At 36.8% G+C, this 21382-nt stretch carries 39 protein-coding genes and 1 pseudogene; 33 read left to right on the forward strand and 7 right to left on the reverse strand.

What is annotated here, in order from left to right:
* Positions 1-286 precede the first annotated feature (286 nt).
* From ABM34_RS12690 to ABM34_RS12715, 7 genes are all read right to left on the reverse strand, one after another.
* Complete coding sequence (locus tag ABM34_RS12690) at positions 287-745, reverse strand: type II toxin-antitoxin system HicB family antitoxin (protein ID WP_048706254.1); 459 nt, start codon at positions 743-745, stop codon at positions 287-289.
* Positions 746-764: 19 nt separating this feature from the next.
* Positions 765-962: a type II toxin-antitoxin system HicA family toxin gene (locus ABM34_RS12695; RefSeq protein ID WP_048706256.1), complete on the reverse strand. Its 198-nt coding sequence runs from the start codon at positions 960-962 to the stop codon at positions 765-767.
* Between the two features lie 257 nt (positions 963-1219).
* Positions 1220-2380: a tyrosine-type recombinase/integrase gene (locus tag ABM34_RS12700; protein ID WP_048702349.1), complete on the reverse strand. Its 1161-nt coding sequence runs from the start codon at positions 2378-2380 to the stop codon at positions 1220-1222.
* 53 nt (positions 2381-2433) lie between these two features.
* Entirely contained in the window at positions 2434-2619 is a 186-nt protein-coding gene (locus tag ABM34_RS13305) for a DUF5067 domain-containing protein (protein WP_470290494.1), read from the reverse strand.
* Between the two features lie 123 nt (positions 2620-2742).
* A complete protein-coding gene (locus ABM34_RS12705) occupies positions 2743-3108 on the reverse strand; it encodes an SHOCT domain-containing protein (protein WP_048702350.1) in 366 nt (121 codons plus the stop codon).
* A 9-nt stretch (positions 3109-3117) separates the two neighbouring features.
* Complete coding sequence (locus tag ABM34_RS12710) at positions 3118-3663, reverse strand: Ltp family lipoprotein (RefSeq protein WP_048702351.1); 546 nt, start codon at positions 3661-3663, stop codon at positions 3118-3120.
* A gap of 57 nt (positions 3664-3720) precedes the next feature.
* A complete protein-coding gene (locus ABM34_RS12715) occupies positions 3721-4335 on the reverse strand; it encodes a LexA family protein (protein WP_048702352.1) in 615 nt (204 codons plus the stop codon).
* A 190-nt stretch (positions 4336-4525) separates the two neighbouring features.
* Here ABM34_RS12715 and ABM34_RS12720 point away from each other — a divergent pair, with 190 nt between their 5' ends.
* The 33 genes and pseudogenes from ABM34_RS12720 (at position 4526) to ABM34_RS13435 (ending at position 20941) form a co-directional block, all read left to right on the forward strand.
* Complete coding sequence (locus ABM34_RS12720; protein WP_048702353.1) at positions 4526-4762, forward strand: helix-turn-helix domain-containing protein; 237 nt, start codon at positions 4526-4528, stop codon at positions 4760-4762.
* Positions 4763-4812: 50 nt separating this feature from the next.
* Entirely contained in the window at positions 4813-5541 is a 729-nt protein-coding gene (locus tag ABM34_RS12725) for a phage antirepressor KilAC domain-containing protein (protein WP_048702354.1), read from the forward strand.
* Between the two features lie 199 nt (positions 5542-5740).
* Positions 5741-6007, forward strand: coding sequence for a hypothetical protein (locus ABM34_RS12735; protein ID WP_157023157.1), 267 nt, complete (start codon positions 5741-5743; stop codon positions 6005-6007).
* 38 nt (positions 6008-6045) lie between these two features.
* The gene (locus tag ABM34_RS12740; protein ID WP_048702359.1) at positions 6046-6273 is read left to right on the forward strand and encodes a hypothetical protein; all 228 of its coding nucleotides are present in this window, start codon (positions 6046-6048) and stop codon (positions 6271-6273) included.
* Complete coding sequence (locus ABM34_RS13505) at positions 6260-6382, forward strand: hypothetical protein (RefSeq protein ID WP_257719937.1); 123 nt, start codon at positions 6260-6262, stop codon at positions 6380-6382. The genes ABM34_RS12740 and ABM34_RS13505 overlap by 14 nt, the downstream gene beginning before the upstream one ends.
* A 2-nt stretch (positions 6383-6384) precedes the next feature.
* Positions 6385-7023, forward strand: a complete 639-nt coding sequence (locus tag ABM34_RS12970) for an NUMOD4 motif-containing HNH endonuclease (RefSeq protein WP_053084432.1) — start codon at positions 6385-6387, stop codon at positions 7021-7023.
* Between the two features lie 4 nt (positions 7024-7027).
* The gene (locus ABM34_RS12750; RefSeq protein ID WP_048702360.1) at positions 7028-7840 is read left to right on the forward strand and encodes a recombinase RecT; all 813 of its coding nucleotides are present in this window, start codon (positions 7028-7030) and stop codon (positions 7838-7840) included.
* A complete protein-coding gene (locus ABM34_RS12755) occupies positions 7806-8618 on the forward strand; it encodes a PD-(D/E)XK nuclease-like domain-containing protein (RefSeq protein ID WP_083988226.1) in 813 nt (270 codons plus the stop codon). Before ABM34_RS12750 ends, ABM34_RS12755 begins: the two co-directional genes overlap by 35 nt.
* Positions 8619-8627: 9 nt before the next feature.
* The gene (locus ABM34_RS13310; protein WP_053084433.1) at positions 8628-9476 is read left to right on the forward strand and encodes a Lin1244/Lin1753 domain-containing protein; all 849 of its coding nucleotides are present in this window, start codon (positions 8628-8630) and stop codon (positions 9474-9476) included.
* A 9-nt stretch (positions 9477-9485) separates the two neighbouring features.
* The gene (locus tag ABM34_RS12765; protein WP_048702362.1) at positions 9486-10253 is read left to right on the forward strand and encodes an ATP-binding protein; all 768 of its coding nucleotides are present in this window, start codon (positions 9486-9488) and stop codon (positions 10251-10253) included.
* Positions 10254-10255: 2 nt separating this feature from the next.
* Positions 10256-10576, forward strand: coding sequence for a hypothetical protein (locus ABM34_RS12770; RefSeq protein ID WP_048702363.1), 321 nt, complete (start codon positions 10256-10258; stop codon positions 10574-10576).
* On the forward strand, positions 10554-10967 hold the full coding sequence (locus ABM34_RS12775; RefSeq protein ID WP_048702364.1) for a RusA family crossover junction endodeoxyribonuclease: 414 nt from the start codon (positions 10554-10556) through the stop codon (positions 10965-10967). The genes ABM34_RS12770 and ABM34_RS12775 overlap by 23 nt, the downstream gene beginning before the upstream one ends.
* A gap of 130 nt (positions 10968-11097) precedes the next feature.
* The gene (ssb, locus tag ABM34_RS12780) at positions 11098-11619 is read left to right on the forward strand and encodes a single-stranded DNA-binding protein (protein ID WP_048702365.1); all 522 of its coding nucleotides are present in this window, start codon (positions 11098-11100) and stop codon (positions 11617-11619) included.
* A gap of 177 nt (positions 11620-11796) precedes the next feature.
* Positions 11797-11961, forward strand: coding sequence for a hypothetical protein (locus ABM34_RS13315; protein WP_157023159.1), 165 nt, complete (start codon positions 11797-11799; stop codon positions 11959-11961).
* A gap of 188 nt (positions 11962-12149) precedes the next feature.
* Positions 12150-12530 (forward strand): hypothetical protein, encoded by a 381-nt coding sequence (locus tag ABM34_RS12795; RefSeq protein ID WP_157023162.1) that lies wholly within the window; start codon positions 12150-12152, stop codon positions 12528-12530.
* Positions 12520-12855 (forward strand): hypothetical protein, encoded by a 336-nt coding sequence (locus tag ABM34_RS12800; protein WP_048702369.1) that lies wholly within the window; start codon positions 12520-12522, stop codon positions 12853-12855. Before ABM34_RS12795 ends, ABM34_RS12800 begins: the two co-directional genes overlap by 11 nt.
* Positions 12852-13085 (forward strand): hypothetical protein, encoded by a 234-nt coding sequence (locus ABM34_RS12805; protein ID WP_048702370.1) that lies wholly within the window; start codon positions 12852-12854, stop codon positions 13083-13085. Before ABM34_RS12800 ends, ABM34_RS12805 begins: the two co-directional genes overlap by 4 nt.
* Positions 13085-13516, forward strand: a complete 432-nt coding sequence (locus ABM34_RS12810; RefSeq protein ID WP_048702371.1) for a hypothetical protein — start codon at positions 13085-13087, stop codon at positions 13514-13516. The genes ABM34_RS12805 and ABM34_RS12810 overlap by 1 nt, the downstream gene beginning before the upstream one ends.
* A gap of 7 nt (positions 13517-13523) precedes the next feature.
* Complete coding sequence (locus tag ABM34_RS13320; protein ID WP_157023164.1) at positions 13524-13700, forward strand: hypothetical protein; 177 nt, start codon at positions 13524-13526, stop codon at positions 13698-13700.
* A complete protein-coding gene (locus ABM34_RS12815; protein ID WP_198141153.1) occupies positions 13672-14091 on the forward strand; it encodes a hypothetical protein in 420 nt (139 codons plus the stop codon). Before ABM34_RS13320 ends, ABM34_RS12815 begins: the two co-directional genes overlap by 29 nt.
* Positions 14091-14411 carry a MazG-like family protein gene (locus ABM34_RS12820; RefSeq protein WP_048706257.1) on the forward strand — a complete coding sequence of 107 codons (321 nt, stop codon included), beginning with the start codon at positions 14091-14093 and terminating at the stop codon, positions 14409-14411. Before ABM34_RS12815 ends, ABM34_RS12820 begins: the two co-directional genes overlap by 1 nt.
* Positions 14374-14844 carry a hypothetical protein gene (locus ABM34_RS12825; RefSeq protein ID WP_083988322.1) on the forward strand — a complete coding sequence of 157 codons (471 nt, stop codon included), beginning with the start codon at positions 14374-14376 and terminating at the stop codon, positions 14842-14844. Before ABM34_RS12820 ends, ABM34_RS12825 begins: the two co-directional genes overlap by 38 nt.
* A gap of 370 nt (positions 14845-15214) precedes the next feature.
* Positions 15215-15637, forward strand: a complete 423-nt coding sequence (locus tag ABM34_RS12830) for a terminase small subunit (protein ID WP_048702375.1) — start codon at positions 15215-15217, stop codon at positions 15635-15637.
* The gene (locus ABM34_RS12835) at positions 15627-16883 is read left to right on the forward strand and encodes a PBSX family phage terminase large subunit (RefSeq protein WP_048702376.1); all 1257 of its coding nucleotides are present in this window, start codon (positions 15627-15629) and stop codon (positions 16881-16883) included. The genes ABM34_RS12830 and ABM34_RS12835 overlap by 11 nt, the downstream gene beginning before the upstream one ends.
* 10 nt (positions 16884-16893) lie before the next feature.
* Positions 16894-18264: a phage portal protein gene (locus ABM34_RS12840; protein WP_048702378.1), complete on the forward strand. Its 1371-nt coding sequence runs from the start codon at positions 16894-16896 to the stop codon at positions 18262-18264.
* Between the two features lie 2 nt (positions 18265-18266).
* On the forward strand, positions 18267-18467 hold the full coding sequence (locus tag ABM34_RS12845) for a hypothetical protein (RefSeq protein ID WP_048706259.1): 201 nt from the start codon (positions 18267-18269) through the stop codon (positions 18465-18467).
* Entirely contained in the window at positions 18436-18873 is a 438-nt protein-coding gene (locus tag ABM34_RS12850) for a hypothetical protein (RefSeq protein ID WP_048706260.1), read from the forward strand. The genes ABM34_RS12845 and ABM34_RS12850 overlap by 32 nt, the downstream gene beginning before the upstream one ends.
* Positions 18870-19280: a minor capsid protein gene (locus ABM34_RS12855; protein WP_048706262.1), complete on the forward strand. Its 411-nt coding sequence runs from the start codon at positions 18870-18872 to the stop codon at positions 19278-19280. The genes ABM34_RS12850 and ABM34_RS12855 overlap by 4 nt, the downstream gene beginning before the upstream one ends.
* Positions 19252-19374: a hypothetical protein gene (locus ABM34_RS13510; RefSeq protein ID WP_257719938.1), complete on the forward strand. Its 123-nt coding sequence runs from the start codon at positions 19252-19254 to the stop codon at positions 19372-19374. The genes ABM34_RS12855 and ABM34_RS13510 overlap by 29 nt, the downstream gene beginning before the upstream one ends.
* 173 nt (positions 19375-19547) lie before the next feature.
* Positions 19548-19763, forward strand: a complete 216-nt coding sequence (locus ABM34_RS12860) for a hypothetical protein (RefSeq protein ID WP_048706265.1) — start codon at positions 19548-19550, stop codon at positions 19761-19763.
* Positions 19764-19811: 48 nt separating this feature from the next.
* Positions 19812-20084 (forward strand): annotated as a pseudogene (locus tag ABM34_RS13610) (hypothetical protein); the annotation flags it as partial.
* A 191-nt stretch (positions 20085-20275) separates the two neighbouring features.
* The gene (locus tag ABM34_RS13430; RefSeq protein ID WP_232298600.1) at positions 20276-20434 is read left to right on the forward strand and encodes a hypothetical protein; all 159 of its coding nucleotides are present in this window, start codon (positions 20276-20278) and stop codon (positions 20432-20434) included.
* A 60-nt stretch (positions 20435-20494) separates the two neighbouring features.
* Positions 20495-20941, forward strand: coding sequence for a hypothetical protein (locus ABM34_RS13435; protein WP_048706266.1), 447 nt, complete (start codon positions 20495-20497; stop codon positions 20939-20941).
* Positions 20942-21382 lie beyond the last annotated feature (441 nt).

The following is a 21382-nucleotide window of genomic DNA, read 5'->3' on the forward strand; positions in this document are numbered from 1 at the left end:
TTACTCAGACAGTAGTATCAGAACAATAAATTACTAGTTTTAACTGAAAACACTAGTAATTACGCAAAAATGTCTGTATGATACTTAGTGCAGGTAGCCTACCTGTGATTTAAAAGTGGCAGCTAGCACATTCCAAGATCCGTTGCATAGCTGTCCGGGGTCTCACATCCAGATGATGTGGGGCCTTTTCTTTTTGTCAGAAAAAGTATTTATAAAATTAATGGACGTACACATCCATTAATGCAAAAAAAGACAGGTACTGATTTTTTCAGTACCCGTCTTTTCTTCAGTTGAAGTCTTCAAAACCTTTTTGATTTACCGCTAATTTGGCAATTGAATCTGTTAAAGTCTTTGAAAAATTGATTTGATATTTATGTCCAAGTTCATTTGCCCATGACGGGATGGTTAGGGTTTTCTTGATCACAGATTTTGAATCTAAGTAGTCATCAAGTTCCACTGAAACCATTGAGATAAATGACTTATCTGCATTGTATTTTGGAGGATCATCCACCAACCCTTTTGGATTGTTTAATGATAATGAATTAATAAACGATGGTGATGGTGATTCATTTCCGTTTTCAATATCATCTGCCACCTGAATTCCAAGCCAATCTTCAGCCATATATAATGCATCATTAACATCTCTGCCTTGTGTGCCTGATGTATTAAAATCAGGAAAATGAATATAATATGGGATTGTCTCATTTGGAATGAAAAAAAACATAGCTGGATAACTTACTCTCATAATGATTTTCCTTTCTGTATTAGCCAAGTTCATTTTTCAACCCAGCCGCTTTAATAATATTTTGTTCAGTGTATTTATCTATTTCTCCATGGGGAACGATAATTGGCCTATTACCAGCTTTTTGTAATTTTGCATGGGATCCTTTTCCAGCATTTTTGATAAGCAACCAACCATTACGTCGGAGTATCTTTATCATCTGCCTTTGGTTCATTGGCATGAGTAATTCTCCTCAAATTTAATATAACACGTCTTACACGTGTTTGATAGGACTAACCATCCTAAGAAGAAATTACGTCAAATATAGTGTAAATAACCGAAAAAAAGACAGTAATCAAAATTTCTTGATTACTGTCTTTTAATATAAATATGGAGATGAGGGGAATCGGATACTAATTTTAATAACTCCCGATATATCAGTAGTTACAAGGCTTCTCAAGGGCTGTTTTTTCGCTTAGGTACCATTTTGAGTACCATTTAGAAGTTCAGGAACTTAACCAGTTTTTCCGTTGCTTCTTTGTTTTGATCTGCTGTTACGTGAGTGTATATGTTTAATGTTGTTTGAGCGTCCTCATGTCCTAACAATGTTTGAGCCTCTTTAATAGTTGCTCCTGAGGCAAACAATGCACTTGCGTAGGAATGTCTAAAACCATGTATGGTTATTGGGTGTAATAAAGTTTGTTCACTGTTCACACGTTTCATTATTAAATCTAACCATTTCTTTGGAGTATTTAATGATTTAAAGTGATTAGTATTACTATGAAAAATTAACTGTGAACCTTTACCAATATTAAAACCCATTTTCAACAATTCCTTGCGATCCTGAATTCTCCAGAGGTTTAAATATTTAATTGTGGTTGTATCTAGGGGAATGGTACGAGTTCCCTTAATTGTCTTTGTGTCTTGAATTATCTGCTTTCCTCCAATACCTTGCGTCAGTGTTTTGTTGATTTGCAAAATGTTTTCGGTGTTGTTAAAGTCATTCCACGTTAATGCTAAACATTCACCACGTCTAATACCAGTGAATGCAAGTATTCTAAACAATGTGTAACGTTCTAACTCTTTTTTTGAATCAATAAAATCGAAAAAGGTTTTCAACTCATCTTTATTCCAAAAGTTTGGTTCTTTTTCAATATGTTCAGTTTTTCGTGGCATGATAACTCTTTTAGCTGGGTTGTCAGTAATGTACTGTTGCTGAATAGCATATTTGAAAATAGCACTGGTGTAATAAAACCAAGGTTTGAAATTGTTGGTAGTCGACTTAAACCATTTGTTTAGCTCACTTTGTATTTGAGCAGTAGTGATTGATCTAATTCGATATTTGCCAAATGCCGGTAATATGTGATTTTCAAAAATCTTTTTCTTTTTGTACCACGTACTTTCACGAACAGTATTCACATACCCCTCGAACCATTCATTATAAACCTCTTCAAAGGTTATATTTGTTTCTTTATGTTCTATAATTCCTTGTGTCGCTTGATACTCTAGTTTTTTTAATTCAACTTTTGCTTCTTTGAGAGTTGCAAAATGTCGATTTGTTCTTTTGCTCTTTCCGGTTTTCGGATCAATACCTAAATAAATATTAAATTTGTAGGCGGTTGATCCGTCTTTTTTTGTGTATTTTTTTATTTTCGTCATATTTTAGTCTCCCACCGTGGGAACAGGGAAGAAACGACATGAACAATTAAATGCTATTGAACATTATAAGTTTTTGATCCAATATTCTTGAAATCAGAATTAGAAAATTTAACTGTTACTTTATTTGTGTTTTCTAATTCAAACACTACTACACCTTGTGTTTTTTTCTTTGGTAGTAGTTTATCGTTCATTGCGTCCTCTTGTGTTTGAAGAGGGCTATTTGCGTTTTCCTTGATCATCTTTGTAGTAAACGTGAAAAGCCCAAGAACCTTGCTTTTTGTATATTTGAGCCATAATTACACCTCCAAAAACGTAATTTGAGTAAAAATAAATAAGCCTAGGGTGGCTTATTTAATGAGAATTTATAGCATTTCCTCTTTTTTCTTGTTAAATTCTTCTTGTGTTAAAACACCTTTTTCAACAAGTTTATGCATTTCTTCTAATTTATCTAAATCCAGTTTTTTATTTTTCTTTTCAGTGCTTTTTTCTTTAATGTATCCTGTGGTTTTTTGAGATACATTTTTTGTTAATTCTGGAGTTTTTACTTTTAAAAATCCAAGCATCTTATCAAAATAGGGCCTTCCAAATTTATATAATCCCAATAATATTACTGCTAATATTATAATAAAAGGAATTGTGTAAAATAACATTGATGGATCAAATAAAACTCTAACAATTATTATAAAGCTGATTATAAATATAAAAGTCTTCCATAGTAGTTTTGTCATTATTTGCTCCTAGTCGTTTAAATGCTGTACTGCGTAATCCGCCTCAGATTGTGTAAACTTTTCGCCATATTCTGATGTTAATTGATCTCTAATGCCTTCAGATGACATATCTTGGTCTTTTTGATAAGATTTAGCTTTTTTAAGTGCATTTTTATTGTAGTCAGCCTTTAGATTATCTACAGCATATTGTGCTGCTTCGGCAGAAAATTTATCTCCGTACTCAGAAGTTAGTTGGTCATAAATACCTTGTTTCGACATATACATAAGGTTCGAATATGTTTTAGCTTTATTTAGTGCTGATTTATATTCAGCTGGTACATTATCTTCTTTTTTAGAATCATCAGATTTAAAGAAGTTTTTTACTTTCTTTTCTGCCTCTTTTGTTTCTTTTGTATTAGCTTTCGGGGTAGTTTTTTCGGTCTTTGTACTTTCAGGTGTTGTTTTATTTCCACTGTCGGAGATTGTATTTCCTACAATAATAATTGCAAATGCAACGATTAACCAGAACCACCATTTCTTATAGAAAGGTTTTTTCTTATTTTCTTCTCTTTTCATAATTTGTAATTCCTCCCAATAGTCAGCTTTTATTGTCATCAGTGTTTGGACATTAAACTACAGTTCAGTTGTATATCTGATTGCTTTGCCAAGAATACGAGCAGGGCTGTCTTTGGTTACTATAATTGGATCATAGTCCTTGTTATCTGGCATAAGCATTACAATGTTCCCAGAATGTTTAACCCGTTTCAAAGTTGCTTCTGTATCACTATTAACTAGGACTGCAGCTATTTCATCGTCCTCAACTTCTGGTTGCTCTCTAATTAAGACATTGGAGCCATTAGGGATGGTAGGCTCCATTGAATGACCTTTAGCAACTAGATAGAATACGGTACCACTTGGGAGCGAGTCCTCAGGCTCCTCCAAATATCCTTCTATATTTTCTTCTGCAGTTATTGGATCTCCACATGCAATTTCGCCTAGTATAGGAATCATTGCAGTTTTATGCTTAGGAGATTGAGAGTTATCGATATTCAATAAATAATCAGGTTCTATATGAAATGCTTTGGCAAAATCATTTACGCGATTTAAAGGGAATTCTCTTGTTCTATTAAAATATCTGGAAACAGCTGATTTAGCCATACCGGTTCTGCGTGCTATTTCACTTATAGATAAATTTTGTTTTGATTTTAAATCATCTAATATATTCATAATTTCATCGTTAGTTCTCATAATTTTCTCCTAAAACTATTTAAATACTATGTTTCCTTAACATGTTTCTATTATATCATCGTTCCCAAAAGAATACAATACATAGGAATAAAACATCTTTATGTATTTAATTTAGCAAAAAGTGTTGACAAACGAGAACATACCCTTTATAGTAAGTATCGTACTCGAAAGAGAACGGAGGTGATTGACAATGACAATCAATTTGAGAAGATTAAAAGCAGAACGAATTGCAAGAGGAATCACACAAGATCAAATGGCGAGTCGCATGGGCTGGAGCACAAGAACACCCTATGCAAAACGTGAAAATGGTTTCGTATCGATTGGTGCTGATGAATTAGCTAAAATGGCCACTATTCTTGGATTCTCAAGGGATGAGCTCGGGATTTTTTTTACAAAGGACGTTCCCAATAAAGAACGGATTCATTGATTGAAAAATATAATTGCGAATCAAAAGTTTTAGGAAGGGAAAAATAAAAAATGAACGATTTAGTAATTATGAAAGATCAACAAGCAGTAACTAGCAGTTTACAAGTTGCAGAAACGTTTAATAAAGAACATAAAAATATAATTCGTGACATCGAACATCTATTGGAATCTGACAGCTCAGTTTTGAGCAGCCAAATATTTTTAAAATCTACACATGAAAATCGCGGAAAACAATACCCAATGTATTACATGAATCGAGACGGCTTCACATTATTAGCTATGGGATTCACAGGCAAAAAAGCTCTTAGATTCAAGATGCAATATATTGAGGCCTTTAACAAGATGGAAGAGCAAATCAAAACAGGTGGTTTCAAAATTCCATCGACAATGGCTGAAGCTTTACGTTTGGCGGCAGACCAACAGGAACAGTTAGAAGTGATGAAACCTAAGGCAATATTTGCAGATTCGGTAGCAACATCACATACCACTATCTTAGTTGGTGATCTTGCCAAAATCATCAAAGGTAATGGTGTTGATACTGGTGCAAGACGTTTATTCCAATGGATGAGAGATAACGGGTACTTAATCAAACGCAAAGGCGCAGATTATAATTCTCCAACTCAAAAATCGATGGACTTAGGCTTATTCAAGATTAAAGAGTCAAGCCATGTTAATTCAGACGGAGTCACGGTAGTAACAAAAACTCCAAAAGTTACTGGTAAGGGCCAACAATATTTTATTAATAAGTTTCTGGAAAATAACTCAGTTATTTCTAGATAGGAGGAATGATTATGAAAGTGACGTACGAGAATTTTTCGACAGCACAGGAGATTGTAGGTGAGTATGTGGACGCATTGTTTACAGGAAGACCGGTATACAACACGGATCGCAAGCGAGATTGTACAAGCTTGGAACTTATCAATGAAATAAAATCTGGAATCTCGGTAATGGAAACTTACTACTTGCAACAGGAGGCCGAATGATGGAAATAACTTTGACCGAACAGCAAGAGCACGAATTGATGAAATCAGTATATGGAGTTGTTGGAAAGGCAGTTGCCGATTTTAAAAGAGATAACGGACTGATTGCAAAAACATATATGAAGAAATACGAAGCAGTTAAATATATGAACGTTTCAAACAACACATTTGACGGTTTTATCTTGGAGGGTTTACCAAGTCACACGGTAAAAGGTGTTGTTAGGTATTACAAAAAAGAGCTAGACGAATTTATGCTCAATCATTAAAAAATGTGGGAACAGGAACGACAACAACAGGAGGAAACATGATAAAAGTCACACTCGAACAGCTAATCAGTAATGCAATTGTGATCGCAGGAGTATCAAGTTTAATCACTTATTTATTTACAAAGTACAAGTCGTTCAAAGGAATTATTGAAAATATTACAGATTTTTACGGAATGGATCACGACGAACCAGAAAACAAAGCAGGAGATAAGAATTTCAGAGAAAACATTTACAAGAAAGAGGGGCAAACACATGAACAGGTTTGATGAATGGCTACAAGATGAAACAGCCTACGGATCACTAACTCAAACAGAGGAAGAAAGCGAACCATATTACCCCGGTGCAGAACCTTGCGACGAAGAGAACGGGTGGTAGATATGGAGCAATGGAAAAAAGTGCCTAATTTTGAACGATATGAGGTTTCAAACCTTGGAAGAGTCAAAAGTACAGTAACCGGACAAATTCGGAAGTTGTCAAAACCCGGACGACGGACTGCTTACTTGAAAACGTCCTTTCGAGATGACAACGGAAAAATCAGAACCTTTGACGTTCACAGGTTAGTTGCCGAGTTGTTTTGCATCAAGCCGGAAACAGACAAAGTGCTTGTTGTGGATCACTTAAACGGAAACACCAAAGACAACAGAGCAGACAATTTGGAATGGATCACGATAAGTGAAAATCAACGCAGACGAAAAGCATACGAGTTTGGTTACTCGGTAAAAGATACCTCAATAGTTTGGTTCGACGAGAACGGAATTATACAAGGAATTTTCGAGAGTTGCCGACAAGCCTCAATCAAAACGGGCTTGGCATACACAGCAATTACAAAGTGTTGTTCAACAAGATACCCGAGAGTTGTAAACGTCGGTCGTTGGGGCTTTGAGAGAGTACCAACAAAAGATATTTACAACTTGTATTGGGAACAAAAAAAGTCCCTTGCCACTGCAATGGCAAAGGACAGGAATACTTCAAAAAAATCATATGTTCATTTTAACACAATAAGAAAAAGGGGATAAAAAAATGGTAAACAATTTAGCAAAATTACCAATCCAGACATTAGTAAAAGAACCAAAGATCGTTGAAAAATTTGAATCTGTGTTAGGTAACAAATCAGCTCAATTTGTTACATCACTTATTAATGTTGTGAATAGTAATCAATCTTTGAAGAATGTTGATCAAATGAGCGTTGTTGCCTCGGCTATGGTGGCAGCCAGTTTAGACTTGCCAATTAATCAAGACTTGGGATACATGTGGTTAGTTCCATATGGCGGTAAGGCACAACCTCAGATGGGTTACAAAGGATATATCCAATTGGCACAGAGAACCGGGCAGTACAAACATCTGAACGCCGTCGCAGTGTATGAAGACGAGTTTCAAAGTTACAACCCGTTAACCGAGCAATTGGATTATGAACCTCATTTTAAGGATCGTGATTCCTCTGAAAAACCCGTTGGATACGTTGGTTACTTTGAGTTAACTAGTGGCTTCGAAAAAACTGTGTACTGGACACGTAAACAAATTGATGACCACAGACAAAATTTTTCAAAAATGAGTGGAAAGTCAAAACCGAGTGGTGTTTGGGCAACTAACTTTGACGCAATGGCACTCAAAACGGTTCTAAGAAACTTAATCAGTAAATGGGGACCGATGAGTGTGGAAATGCAAAAAGCTTACGAGAGCGACGAGCAGGCAACAACAATCAGCACAAACGACATCAAAGATATTGAAGCACAAGAACAAGAGCCCGCAACTGATGTTAGTCAGCTGATCAATGGAAATGCAACGGAGGCAAACGTCAATGACTCAACAACCAATTCAAAAGACTCTGAATAAAGAAACATATTATTCAATTGAATCAGATAGGTATTATCAATCGGCAACATTTTTCAAGAACTTCGAAAAATGTGAAGCTGCAACTGTGGCACAACTAAATGATATATACAAACCAGATATAAACCAAAAAGCTCTATTGGTTGGCAATTACTTGCATTCTTACTTTGAAAGCCATACGGCTCACGAGAATTTCATTAAACAACACGAAGGTGACATGTTCACAAAGCGGGGCACACTGTTAAAAGATTATCAGGTTGCTGACTCAATGATTGCAACGCTTACTGATGATCCAATGTTTAACAATCTTTATCAGGGCAAAAAAGAGGCAATCGTTAAAGGCCAAATTGAAGGCGTTAATTGGAAAGGCAAAATTGATTGTTTGAACCTAGACCGCAAAATATTTCTTGATTTAAAAACAACTAGGGAAATAGACCGTAAATATTGGAACGAAGAAAAACGTATGTGGCAATCATTTATGGACGAATATAATTATCCGTTGCAAATGTATGTATACCAGCAATTAATTTATCAACAATATGGAGTCATGTGTACACCTTATATTATTGCAGTAAGTAAACAAGAAATACCCGCAAAGGCTGTTATCTCGATTCCTAAGAAGCGACTAGCAGAGGCCCAAGAAGAGATTGAAACACTTCAGCCAAGATTTGAAAAAGTAAAGAGCGGATTTGAAGTACCAATACGTTGTGGTAAATGTGCTTATTGTCGAAAAACTGCAACACTAGGGGAAATTACAAGCATGGAAAACCTTATTAATTAGGAGGACGAGATGGCAAGACCTATTAAAAATGGCATGGATTACTTTCCACTCGACGTTGATTTTCCAACAAATGAAAAAGTCGAAGCAATCATGGGGGAGTTTGGAAGTGAGGGTGTTGTTGCTTTTCTTTACCTCTTATCGGCTATCTATCGGAATGGTTATTTTCTGAAGTGGGATAGGTTGAGTCAAATGCAATTGGTAAATCGAATTGACGGAATGACTATTGAAAAAATGGATCAACTAATCAATAGACTAATTTCGTACGACACATTCAGCGAAGAAGCATTTGAGGAGTATCAAATTCTCACAAGCAAGAGAGTTCAAGCAACGTTTTTAGAAGCTACAAAAAGACGAAAAGAACAACCAAAATTACGTTATTTAGTTAATGATGACAATAACCTAGTTTCAAGCGTAGTTAATGTTGACAATAACCCCAGTTCAAGTGGGGTAAATGTTGACATTAGTACACAAAGTAAAGTAAAGGAAAGGAAAGAAAAGAAAAGTAAACAAAAGCAGAGTAAAGAAATAGGGCCACCTGCTGTTGCTTTTCAAAAAACTCTTACAGTGTATCAACAAAACATTGGGGTACTAAATCCATTAGTGCAGCAAAACATAGAATATCGAATCAATGACTTCGTTAATCAAGGAACTAATGAAATTGAAGCCAATGAGATTGTTCAACTCGCAATTGAAAAGGCAGCCCTTAGCAATAAACTATCTTGGAATTATGCAGATGGGATTTTAAAAAACTGGCTTGATCATAGCTTGTTCACATTAAGCAATGTAAAGGCAGAACAAAAACCGAAAACAAAGAATGAACCATACTCTGTTGATGAATCGGACAAATTACCATACTAGGAGGGCGAAATGGAAAACTTAGGAACAATCATGAGTGAACTGTTGGCAGACCTCAAGAAAAAAGATATCAACATTGATTGGGATAACGTGAAGAATATCGATATGGACGAAAGACGAAAACAAGACGAGATTAACATAACCAAAAGATATAAAGCACAAGAGAAATATCGAATGTTTAACAGTTCGCTTGTTAGTGATATTGATGATCTGAAAAGCGTTTTTGATGACTTTGATGCAGATACACCGGAGCAAGAACAAGAACTCTTACAGGCTCGAAATATCGCAAATGAAATATATAAAGGCAATACATCGAACTACCTATTCACTGGTAAAGCCGGAAGAGGCAAAACCATGTTGGCAGTTAGCATTTTGAACGGATTAAAGTCCTTGGAAACTGACATTTCATGTTTGTTTGTAAGTGTTGAAATGTTGATCAATTTAGAACGTCAAGCCGTTACAGATAAATACAATATTGAAAAACATGACGTTTATCGAATCGAAAAATGTATTGAAAAATGCGATGTATTAGTACTTGATGATTTAGGAAGCGAAACAAGTTTTGCATCGGGTAAAGAGATACAACCCGCAACGAGATTTACACAAGAAGTATTATTCCGAATTGCTGATTATCGAAAAAACAAAGCAAACATCATTACAACAAACAACACAGGTAGTGAATTACAACGAATGTACAACGGAAAGATTATAAGTCGATTGCTTACCAAAAAGCCTGAGAACGTAATTGTGTTTGATGGTAAAGACATGAGGGAGGTTTAGAAATGGAAACAGAAAAATTTATATCAGAGCTACCAATAATTCAAAACGTGGAAAGAGACAGTCTTGCTTATGCAAATAATCAACTTTTGATTATTCACGATCCTATCCTAAGTCAAATCAAATATTTAAAAGTCATATATGGACGGTATCACCAACTTTTAAACGATGTTTCTGATTATCGAGGTAATACGGATATTGAGGAACATTTAATTATGGCTATTTCAGAGCTTGAAACGGTGCATAAACAAATTGATGGAGAACTGCTCAATATGAATTGGCTTTTGAAGGAGATTAAAGAGAATGTTTTTAAAAATGACGATTGAGGGTGAACCAGTCGCAGCACAAAGGCCGAGAATCACGAGACGGGGAACATACACCCCACCAAAATATGCAGAATATAAAAAAAACATCGAAGAACAATATCGAAAAGAATTTAATAATGAGCAACTTTTTGAACGGGGTGAACCCTTAAAAGTGGAATTGCATTTTTATAGAAGCATTCAAAAGTCAATATCAAATAAAGAACACGAACGGCGAGCAAGCCACGAAGTCAAGCCAGCAATTAAATCAGACTTGGATAATTATATTAAATCGGTTTTTGATGGTCTCAAATGCGCATGGTTTGATGATGGTCAAATTGTCGAGATCAACGCAACAAAGGATTATGACGAACAACCAAGGGTGGAGGTAACAATTGAAAAAATTAACAGTTGATGAAAGCCAACGTTTTATTGAAGAAGTTTACGACAGTGCTTTTTTCTACACACTGGGAAACCGATAACACTTGATGAATTAGCTTTGATTGTAAAAACAGCGAACCAAATACAAAAAGGACGTGATTCAGATGATTAATAGAGCAGTGATTACAGGAAGATTAACGAAAGATCCAGATTTGCGTTACACAGCAAATGGGCACGCCGTAGCAAGTTTTACCGTCGCCGTTAATAGAACATATACAAACGCAGACGGAGAACGTGAGGCGGACTTTATTAATTGTGTTATGTGGAGAAAAGCAGCGGAAAATTTTGCTAATTTTACCCACAAGGGTTCATTAGTGGGGATTGATGGTCGTATTCAAACCAGGAACTATGAGAACGATCAAGGAAATAGAGTATTTATTACTGAGGTGTTAGCAGAGAACTTTTCATTACTTGAACCAAAATCAAGCAATAACCAACCAGCAAATAAAGAGCAACGACAACCAAGCAATGCACAGCCATCAGCAAAACCAACCGAGTGGACAACGCAAGGAAGCGAGTCAAAACAAAAGACATATGAAGAAGTTAACGGCATGAATAAAAACGGAACATATGAAAACGAGTCCACACAACAAGCTGATATCACAGACGATGATTTACCGTTTTAGGTGAATGACATGAAGAAAGATAAAAAATGAGTTACCTAGAAAAATAACGGTTGTTGATGGACAAATATTTTTTGATGAAACAGACAACATCTTAAAAACAGATACAGGTATTCCAATTGTTGAAATTGAGAATGTAATGCAACCATTGACACCGCCACACAAAGGAAAATCAACCATATGAAAAATATCCCCTTGGCAATTTACCAAATGAAAGCAAATGGATACACGAATATTGAAATTGCTGATGCACTACGGATCAGCGATGAAGAATTATGCAAGCAAATGGAACGTATCAAAAGAGATGAACAAGCCTTTGAAAGGAGAAACCAACTTGAACTTTAAAAGTATTTACAAAGAACATATGTCTAGGATTTTTGAAGATCAACAACACAGCATAGAAAAAACAATTGCATATGTAATAAAGCATGAGATGCAATTACCGAATGAATTCGCATTAGCAAGACGACATCTCACAGAAAGGGAAAAGAACGAATTAATAATTGATATTATTTTGCCGTTCTAGTTAATTCATGAACAAAATTGTTGAATGGGTAATAGAATTAGAAGAAGAATTTGGAAACATGCGAAACGTGCCAGAAAACCACCCAACATTGATGAAGATTAGGGCGGAAGATCGCATTGGAAATGAAATGAGTGAACGAGCAAAAAATTTCAGATGGGATTACATACAAAAAGAATTAGACAGTGGCACGCCAAAACGTACAATCATTGATTTGTATGAAATCAACAAAACTGAATTTGATAAGGCTATGCGATTTAAATTGATCAATGATATTGCTTGGAAACGTGTACGGCGGGCAAAGACCTATCAAAAATACGTCGATAAAAAAAGGAGATTGAAACAAGAAAAAATTGAACAATTAAGAAGGGAACGAATACATGGAAAATAGTGCAATTAAATCAATTCAAATTGCCCGTGAAGTCATATCAAAGAATCTTTTGAAAACTAGTGGCGAATATAAAAGAGGCGTGCAGGCTTGTGATGAGGCTATCGTGGAACTAAATCCAGTAGCATGTGAATATTGTGACCCAATGAACTCAAAGCCTTTTGGTATTGTTTCTGATGATTCATCTGACATTAATTACACTTCAGTGGTTATAGATGAAAATATAATCACTGATCGGGTTGAAAATGAGTGCATGAATTGGGAACGCTTTACAACTCCTATTAATTATTGTCCTATGTGTGGCAGAAAGTTGGAGGTGGAAGAATGATTAAACCGCAAGAATACAGATTAAAACTAACTGATGAAGATATAGATGACTTGTATTGGCTAGACAAATCAGACCCGTATTTTCATGACGGATATATTTACGGCTACTTACTGCCATATACAACGGGTTATGCATTAGTTGGTAGACCGATTGAATTATCCGAGGACTGTATACGTCCAGAATTTTGGTTACATATCCTAGCACTAGATAGATTGGAGGCGGTTGACTGATGAGAACTATTACAGGGTGGACCGAAGAAGAGATTGAAGAACTTGAATGGCAAAAAAATCAAAAAAATGATTTTGATGATGTTTTAGATGTTTTATATGATCGAGAAAACCAAACGTATTTGAAAGATAAATATATGCAATCACAGACACCAGAACAGATAATTTTTGATATGGTTGATTACTGGAGAGGTGACGGTGTTTTTTTTAATCCACGGTACCTCTGGAAATTAAAACCAACTCTCACTCAAGAAACAGGGAAAGATATATATTTATTTAAGGACGGTATTGATGGTGTTCCCGTTCTTGGAACAAATTGCAATGATGTTTCTATTCCGAAAGAGAATAAATTTTTAACTTTAAAACAAGTTAGAAATCTACTCAAAGACACTTACTTCTGCCTTGATATGTTTGAAGGGAAAAAGGTTGGATAGGTAACATATGGAAAAGCTAAGGAAAACAACATTAAAATATTTAGAGCAACAGTTAGAGGATTACCAAACTATTGATGATGAAATAGCTCGAATGAGAATTAGAGTTACAGCTATTGATCCAAAATTTGTGCCATTTATGGAAGAGGTGGAAGACGATGAAGTGGAGGAAGACGATGAAATATAAATTAAAATTAAATTACACGGAAGGCGAACTAAAGGAACTAAAAGAACTTGGAAAAGCTTACGATAGCCCTATACATGCAATAGGTAAGTTGCTCATGCCAGAAACTCACGGTATCGGGAGTTTACAAGCAAAGTACATGACAATGGAGCACACAAAAGAGTTTGATTTTATGGCCGACATTAATAACGTGGTAATGGGAACTGCTGTTTTTCCTAATAAACTGTATATTGTTCATGACACTAATACGAACAGCGTTATTTACCATGACGATATCAACAACAAATTAATTTGGGCTCCATTATGTTTTTATCGTCCGGTTAAAAATACCAAAGAGGAATGGTTATCAATTAACCCAGCATACGAACCAATGTTAGAAAGGGTAGAAGACTAATGGACAACGATTTAATTAAAGCAGTACAAGAATGGTCAAAAGAACGTGGCTTAGATAATAATGACCCAGCGAAACAATTGAATAAGCTGCAAGAAGAGATTGATGAGTTAAAGGAAGCATATAAGAATCATGATTTCTCAAATGCTAACTCAGGTTTCCCGGATTCGATTGGTGATGTGATGGTTGTCATGATTATCCTCTGTCAACAAACAGGATTCGATTTAAAAGATTGCTTGGAACTTGCAGTTGATACGATCAAGAATCGTAAAGGGAAGACTTTAAATGGTGTGTTCATTAAGGACGAGGGGAATAACCATTAAACAATTAAGTAAGAGTAGATTGCTTGAGCTTGAAGAGGACTTTAAAGAGTATCAACAAGTTAATACCAACATTGCTGTGAGAGTTGTTGCTATTGAACATCCTTGGACTGAAAGTAACGGAAATCCAGAGGGTGGTAGATCAAGCATCATCATAAAGCCACAAGAAACTTTGACAATAAAAAAAGACGAAGATAAAGAACTTCAACGCCTATTTAATTTAAAAGATGATTGTGAACGGGCTATTGACAAGATGAGTGATGAGCAGTTAATGATTTACAATATGCGATTTGTCAATAGTGATTACCTAGGGTGGTATGAGATTGCGGATAGGTTACATTATTCTGTTAGAACCATTTACAACAAGAGATATAAAATGCTTGAACTTTTAGCTATTGAGAAAGGGCTGATTAGCCCTGAAATTATAGACAAATAATTGCACAAAAAAGGGTATTTATGAACCTTGTCAATGGGGTAAATTGATAGTATAGAAAAATTTGAAAGAAAATAATTTATAACACAAAAACAGCCTGTCTCTAACTGCAGAACGACCTTTAAAAAAAACGACAAGTTTCACGCAGTAACTTATGATAACGGTTACTGTTTTTATTAGGCGAGTACTGGCGGTTTCCTCCTAAAAATACCAACACCTTTTTTCTTATCACATTTCTATGCTCGGGTTCGATTCCCGAGGCTCGCATAGACCGCAAGGTCAAAAAGTAGAGTAGTAGCGACTTGAAGAAACATCACTCATTCGAGTGGTGTTTTTTTGTTGCTCAATTTCATTACTAAGGAGGTGGTGCTAGTTGAGTTTGAATGCACAACAAAAGAAATTCGTTGATGAATACATCAAAGATTTAAATGCAACACAGGCAGCGTTAAGAGCCGGTTACGCAGAGAAATCGGCAAGACAACAGGCAAATAGATTGCTTACAAAAGATGACATTAAATCGGCTATACAAGAGCAGGTGGACTCAATGCACAGTGAAAGCATTGCCGACGCAACCGAAGTAATGGAGTTCCTATCAAAGACCATGCGAGGACAGACAAAGGAAACGGTGGCAACCGCAAAAGGTTTGTACGAGAACGTGCCTGTCACAGCAAAAGACAGGATCAAGGCTGCGGAGTTGATCGGGAAACGACATGCCTTGTTTACTGATAACGTCAACACAACGAACCGAACCAATATTGAAATTGATATTGGAGATTATCCAGAAGATGACAATTGATATTAAATTCATGCACCCCGAAAAAGAGTTCAACCGATCAGTCTTTGACAGTTTGAATGACTATGAACACTTTACAGAGGTTTGGTACGGGGGAGCAGCAAGTGGAAAGTCACACGGCGTTGTTCAAAAGGTAGTATTGAAAGCCTTGAAAGAATGGAAACACCCTCGCAAAGTATTGTTCCTCCGAAAGGTTGGGAGTCGATTACGTGACTCAATCTATGAGGACGTTGTTATTCGACTATCCGAATGGAAGTTGTTGCCTTATTGCAAGATCAACAAGACAAATTTCGAGATCACTTTGCCGAATGGAGCAATGTTCCTTTTCAAAGGCATGGACGATCAAGAAAAGATTAAGTCAATCAAGGGACTGTCGGACGTTGTAATGGAAGAGGCAACCGAGTTCAGTCAAGAGGACTACGAGCAACTTACATTGCGTGTACGTGAAAGGAAACACTCTAACAAGCAAATATTTCTAATGTTCAACCCGGTATCAAAAGCTAATTGGGTTTATCAGTATTTCTTCAAAAATAAACAGCCGGACACGATCATTCATCAATCGAGCTACAAAGATAACAAGTTTGTTGACGATCAAACTCGGAGAAATATCGAGAAGTTCAAAACAACAAACCCCGTTTGGTATCGAATATATGCTCTTGGAGAGTTTGCAACACTCGACAAACTAATCTTTCCTAATTACGAAGTTCGTCGCTTGAACAGTGACTCTCCCGAACTACAAAGCGTTCCGAGCATGTTCGGACTTGATTTCGGTTATACGAATGACCCGTCGTTCTTTATTCATGTAAAGGTGGACGACAAGAACAAAAAAATGTATTTCATTGAGGAATACAGCAAAACGGGAATGATGAACAATCAAATAGCCGACGTAATCAAGTCAATGGGATATTCAAAAGAAGTAATCACAGCCGACGCCGCAGAACCAAAGAGTATTGATGAACTACGGCGTAACGGAATTGAACGTGTTCGGAAGTCCAACAAAGGCAAAGACTCAATCATTCAAGGTATTCAATTCATGCAACAGTACGAGTTGATCGTTGATGACCGCTGTCAAAAAGTCATTGAGGGACTAGAGAACTACACATGGCAAAAGGACAAGAAAACAGGAGAGTACACAAACAAGCCTGTTGACCTTTTCAACCATTGGGCAGACGCAACGAGATATGCTGTCGAAGAAATCAACGGCAAGGGAAAGGTTCAAGCGAAAGTCCACAGGAACTTATTATTTTAGGAGGTAGCAAATGCTATTACAAAGAGGAATTGTCAGTGATAACGACGAGTACCTCTTTCCAGTAGACGAAGAGTTCACTCGGGAAGATTTACGAAGTTTCATCAACTATCACAGAACAAACTACGAAGAGCAGTACAAAGACAAGCTACGAGAATATAAAGGGCAAACCAAAGCCTTTGATGACGAGATAGCTCAAAATATGCAAGATAACAACCATTTGATTGTCAACTTTCCAAAGAACCTCGTTGACACATTGAATGGTTATTTTATTGGTATTCCACCAACTATCAAAGTGGACGATCAAGACAAGGACAAAGTTCTACAAGCGTGGATCAGAAATAATTCATTCGTTGACAAACTTGCAGAGGTTTCCAAGCAGTCGAGTATCTACGGCAAAGCGTTCATGTTGGCATACAACAACGAGAACAGCGAACTAAAAACAGCCGTTCTCTCTCCGGATCAGTCGTTCATGATTTATGATGACACGATCAACAAAAAGCCTATTGCCTTTGTTACATATGGCAAGAATGCAAAGAACGAGATTACAGGAACGGCATACTATTCAAATAGAGCCGACTCGTTCACTTATATTGATGATATTAGGATCACAGACTCAAAACTATTGGTGTTCAAAGGCAAAGTGCCTGCGGTCGAGTTCTTCGATAATGAGGAACGCATGGGAGTGTTTGATCCAGTCATTACATTAATTCACGCATACGACAAGGCATTTAGTGCCAAGCTAGATGATATTGATTACTTTGCACACGCTTATTTGTTCCTAAAGAACTTTGATTTGACGGAGGAAGAACAACTCAATATCAAACAGAACCGTTTGATCGTGACTAAAAACGCTAGTGAAGAATACGACGTTGACGCAAAGTTCCTCGAGAAACCAGACGCAGACGGTAATCAAGAAAATATCCTCAATCGACTAACGACAATGATTTATCAAATTAGTATGATTGCGAATATTAGTGATGACGTATTCGGGAGTTCAACCTCGGGAACGGCGTTAGCATACAAAATGCAATCAATGAGTAACCTTGCTGTTAACAAAGAACGTAAATTTACACAGAACTTACGTGAAATGTTTTCAGTATTAGGAGTTCAATTGCCCTATGGCGAACCAATGGACATAACGTTCAGATTTACCCGTAATATTCCGAACAACGTCGCAGAGGAAGCAGAAACAGCAAAGAACTTGATCGGCATTACCTCACTTGAAACCGCATTGTCTACGCTGTCAGTTGTCAGTGATCCTAAGGCGGAAATAACTCGCATTCAAGAAGAACAAAACGAACAAACAAGAAACGCAGTTAACAATAACCCTGCAACTGATTACGGATTTAACAATTCAACAACCAGTGAACAAGGTGAATAATTATGGGATATTGGGAAAAGCGAGAGCGTGAGTGGATAGATCAACAACAAAAACAAGACATTGATTTTGACAAGCAGATAGATGAAATCTATAACAAATCATTAGACAAAATAGATAAAGATATATCTCAATTTTATACACGATATGCAAACAAAGAGGGTATCAGTATAGATGAAGCGAAAAAAACGAGTCTCCAACTTTGATGTTAAAGGATTTCAAGACACCGCAAAAAAGATGGTGGAGGAGCAAGACTTCTCTGACGAAGCAAATGAAAGGTTGAGGATTTACAATGCGACTATGCGAATTAATCGTTTGGAAATGCTTAAAAGTCAAATTGGCGTTGATCTCTTGGCGGAAACAGACGAGTTAAGCGACAAACTTCGTGAACGACTTGTTACTGAATTAAAGGACGAGCGTGTACGACAAGCGGGAATACTTGGTGAGACGGTTCCAAAGATGACAGAACGGAGAATGGAAACGTTGATATATAGTTCATATCACGGAGCAAAGTTCTCGGACAGAATTTGGACGAACCAAGACGTGTTGAAAAACGAACTAGACAATATCATTACACGTAGTTTGGTAATGGGTATGAATGCTGATCAATGAGTTCACGGCTCCGGTCGCTGATTGATGATAAGGTAAAGAATGCTAGTTATGCTGCTTCTCGGATTGCTAGAACTGAGTCAGCCAGGGTTGCGGACCAATACAGTCGTATTTTGTATATGGAAAATGATTTTGACAAAGTAAAATGGATTGCGGAACCGACAGCATGTTCTGTATGCAAACCGCTAGACAATAAAGTATTTGAATTGATGGGAGGTGGAGATAATCCCGCCCCAGATATTCCTGTACATCCCAATTGTCGCTGCTCGACAGTTCCTGTTGATGATGAGGAGAACGAACCACCAACACCAAAGGAACGAAAAAATGATACAAGTAGCAAAGTTGACGCAAATTCTAATAAATTAAATGTAGATATTTCCAATGCGAAAGGCGTCGAATTATTCCGTTGACAACGACATTGAAAAAGCATGTAGCGAAATGGAAAAAGCAATTTTGAACAAACAACCGTTCAAACCTACTGATCCAAAAGATATGATTTTGTAAGTATCAAATATTAAGCATTCAACCAAAACGGTTGAGTGCTTTTTTTGTACGTCCAAGCATTGAAGACGTAAAAAGCTATGGTGTAGCAAAGTGCAAGCATTTATCACTTTAAAAGATATGGAATGTGCAAGCATTGATCCACGTTAAAAGCTAATGGATAGGAGAATTTATTTATGGATAACCAAACAGATACTCAATCAACCGAAGAGTTGAACAAACAAGACCGAAACACAGGGGTTGCAACACCGGAAGAAAATAAGACAGACGATCACAAAGATAACAACGACGATCAAGAAAAGACCGGTGGAAAAAATACACTGATGAGGAGGTCAACGCAATTGTTCAACAAAAGTTGGACAGAGCGGAAAAGAACGACAACACGAAGTTGACGAGGCTAAGAAGTTAGCAAAAATGAACTCCGACGAGAAACAAAGTATCAATTACAGCAAGTACAAGCCGAGGCAGACAAAGCAAAGGCGGAACTTGCAACTTATCGAATGCGTGATACCGCTAGTTCAATGTTCAAGAACAAGGGATCACAGCAAGCGACGAGGGCATTAGACTTGGTTACAACCGATCAAGCCGACAGCACAAAAACCACGTTGGTAAATTGGTTAGTTCATTCAATCAATCAAAGACGAAACAACCAAGGAACTAACAAAGGGAGCAACACCAAGAATTTCGGGTCAACGTTCCACGATCACACGTGATGAAATTATGGCAATCGTTGATCCACAAGAACGACAAGAAAAATTGCGGAGAATATGAACCTATTCCCCGAATATAAATAATTAGGAGGTCATGGACACCATGGCAGTAGACGAAAAGACAGTTACAAAAGACAGTTAATTCCACAATCAGTTGATTTCGTAGAACAATTCACGAGGGACTTACAACATTAATGAAAGTTCTCGGTATCACACGCAAACAAGCTCTTGCATTAGGATCAACAGTGAAGATTTACAAGTCAACAGTTACTCTTGCAGACGAAAAGGTTGCAGAGGCGAAGTTATTCCATTATCAGAAGTCAAAAAAGAACTATCAGACACTAAGGAATTAACCTTTAACAAATGGCGCAAGAATGTAACTGCGGAAGCAATTCAATCAAGTGGATTTCAAGGTGCGTTGCAGACACAGACTCCGAACTACTCAAGCAATTCAAAAGAATATCAAGAAAGAATTGTTCGACGAATTTGCAAACGGAACTGGTAAGGCAACAGGAGCAGCTTTCAACAATCACTTGCAAAAGGCTTGGGTCAACTCGCAGTTGCATTCGAGGACCGAGGACGTTACCTCTGTTGCATTAGTCAACCCTATTGATTTTTATGATTACATTGGTTCAGCACCTGTAACAGTTCAAACAGTATTCGGTATGACTTACATTCAAAATTTCCTTGGTGTAAATACTTTAATCATGAGTAACAACGTTCCAGCAGGTACAATTTACGTTACAGCTTCACAAAACCTAAACTTATACTTTGCAACATTTGAACGGTGGATCACTCTCACAAGCATTCAACTTTACAACCGATCAAACAGGACTCGTTGGAATTGCTCACGAACCTAAGAACGACTCACTATCATACGAAAGTGTTGTTGCAGACGCTCTCTTGCTATTACCAGAACGTTTGGACGGTATCATTGTATCTACTATTTCAGCAGAGGCAGGAACAGACTCTCCCAGCTAGTCCCGAAGTTGCCGGAGTTGAAGTAGCAAACGCTACAAAGACAACAGCAGACGTTAGGGGTGTTTAAATGGCAGACTTATATTGTAATGACAAGCTAATTAAAAAAGACTTTAAATTGGGAGATACAGTCCATTTGACAGGTCTTAAAGCAGGATCAGAGCAAGTCATGGAATTACGAAAAGGAAAAAAGTTATTCATTCATCAACATTCACGACGAAAGGATAGGTGGAAATATGGCAGAAGAAACTACGCTACTAGATGACATTAAACCGCCTTGTCTATTTCAAATAATGATCGTGATAAGCTGTTAAACCTAATCA

The organism is Companilactobacillus ginsenosidimutans (genome assembly GCF_001050475.1).
GTDB classification, from domain to species: domain Bacteria; phylum Bacillota; class Bacilli; order Lactobacillales; family Lactobacillaceae; genus Companilactobacillus; species Companilactobacillus ginsenosidimutans.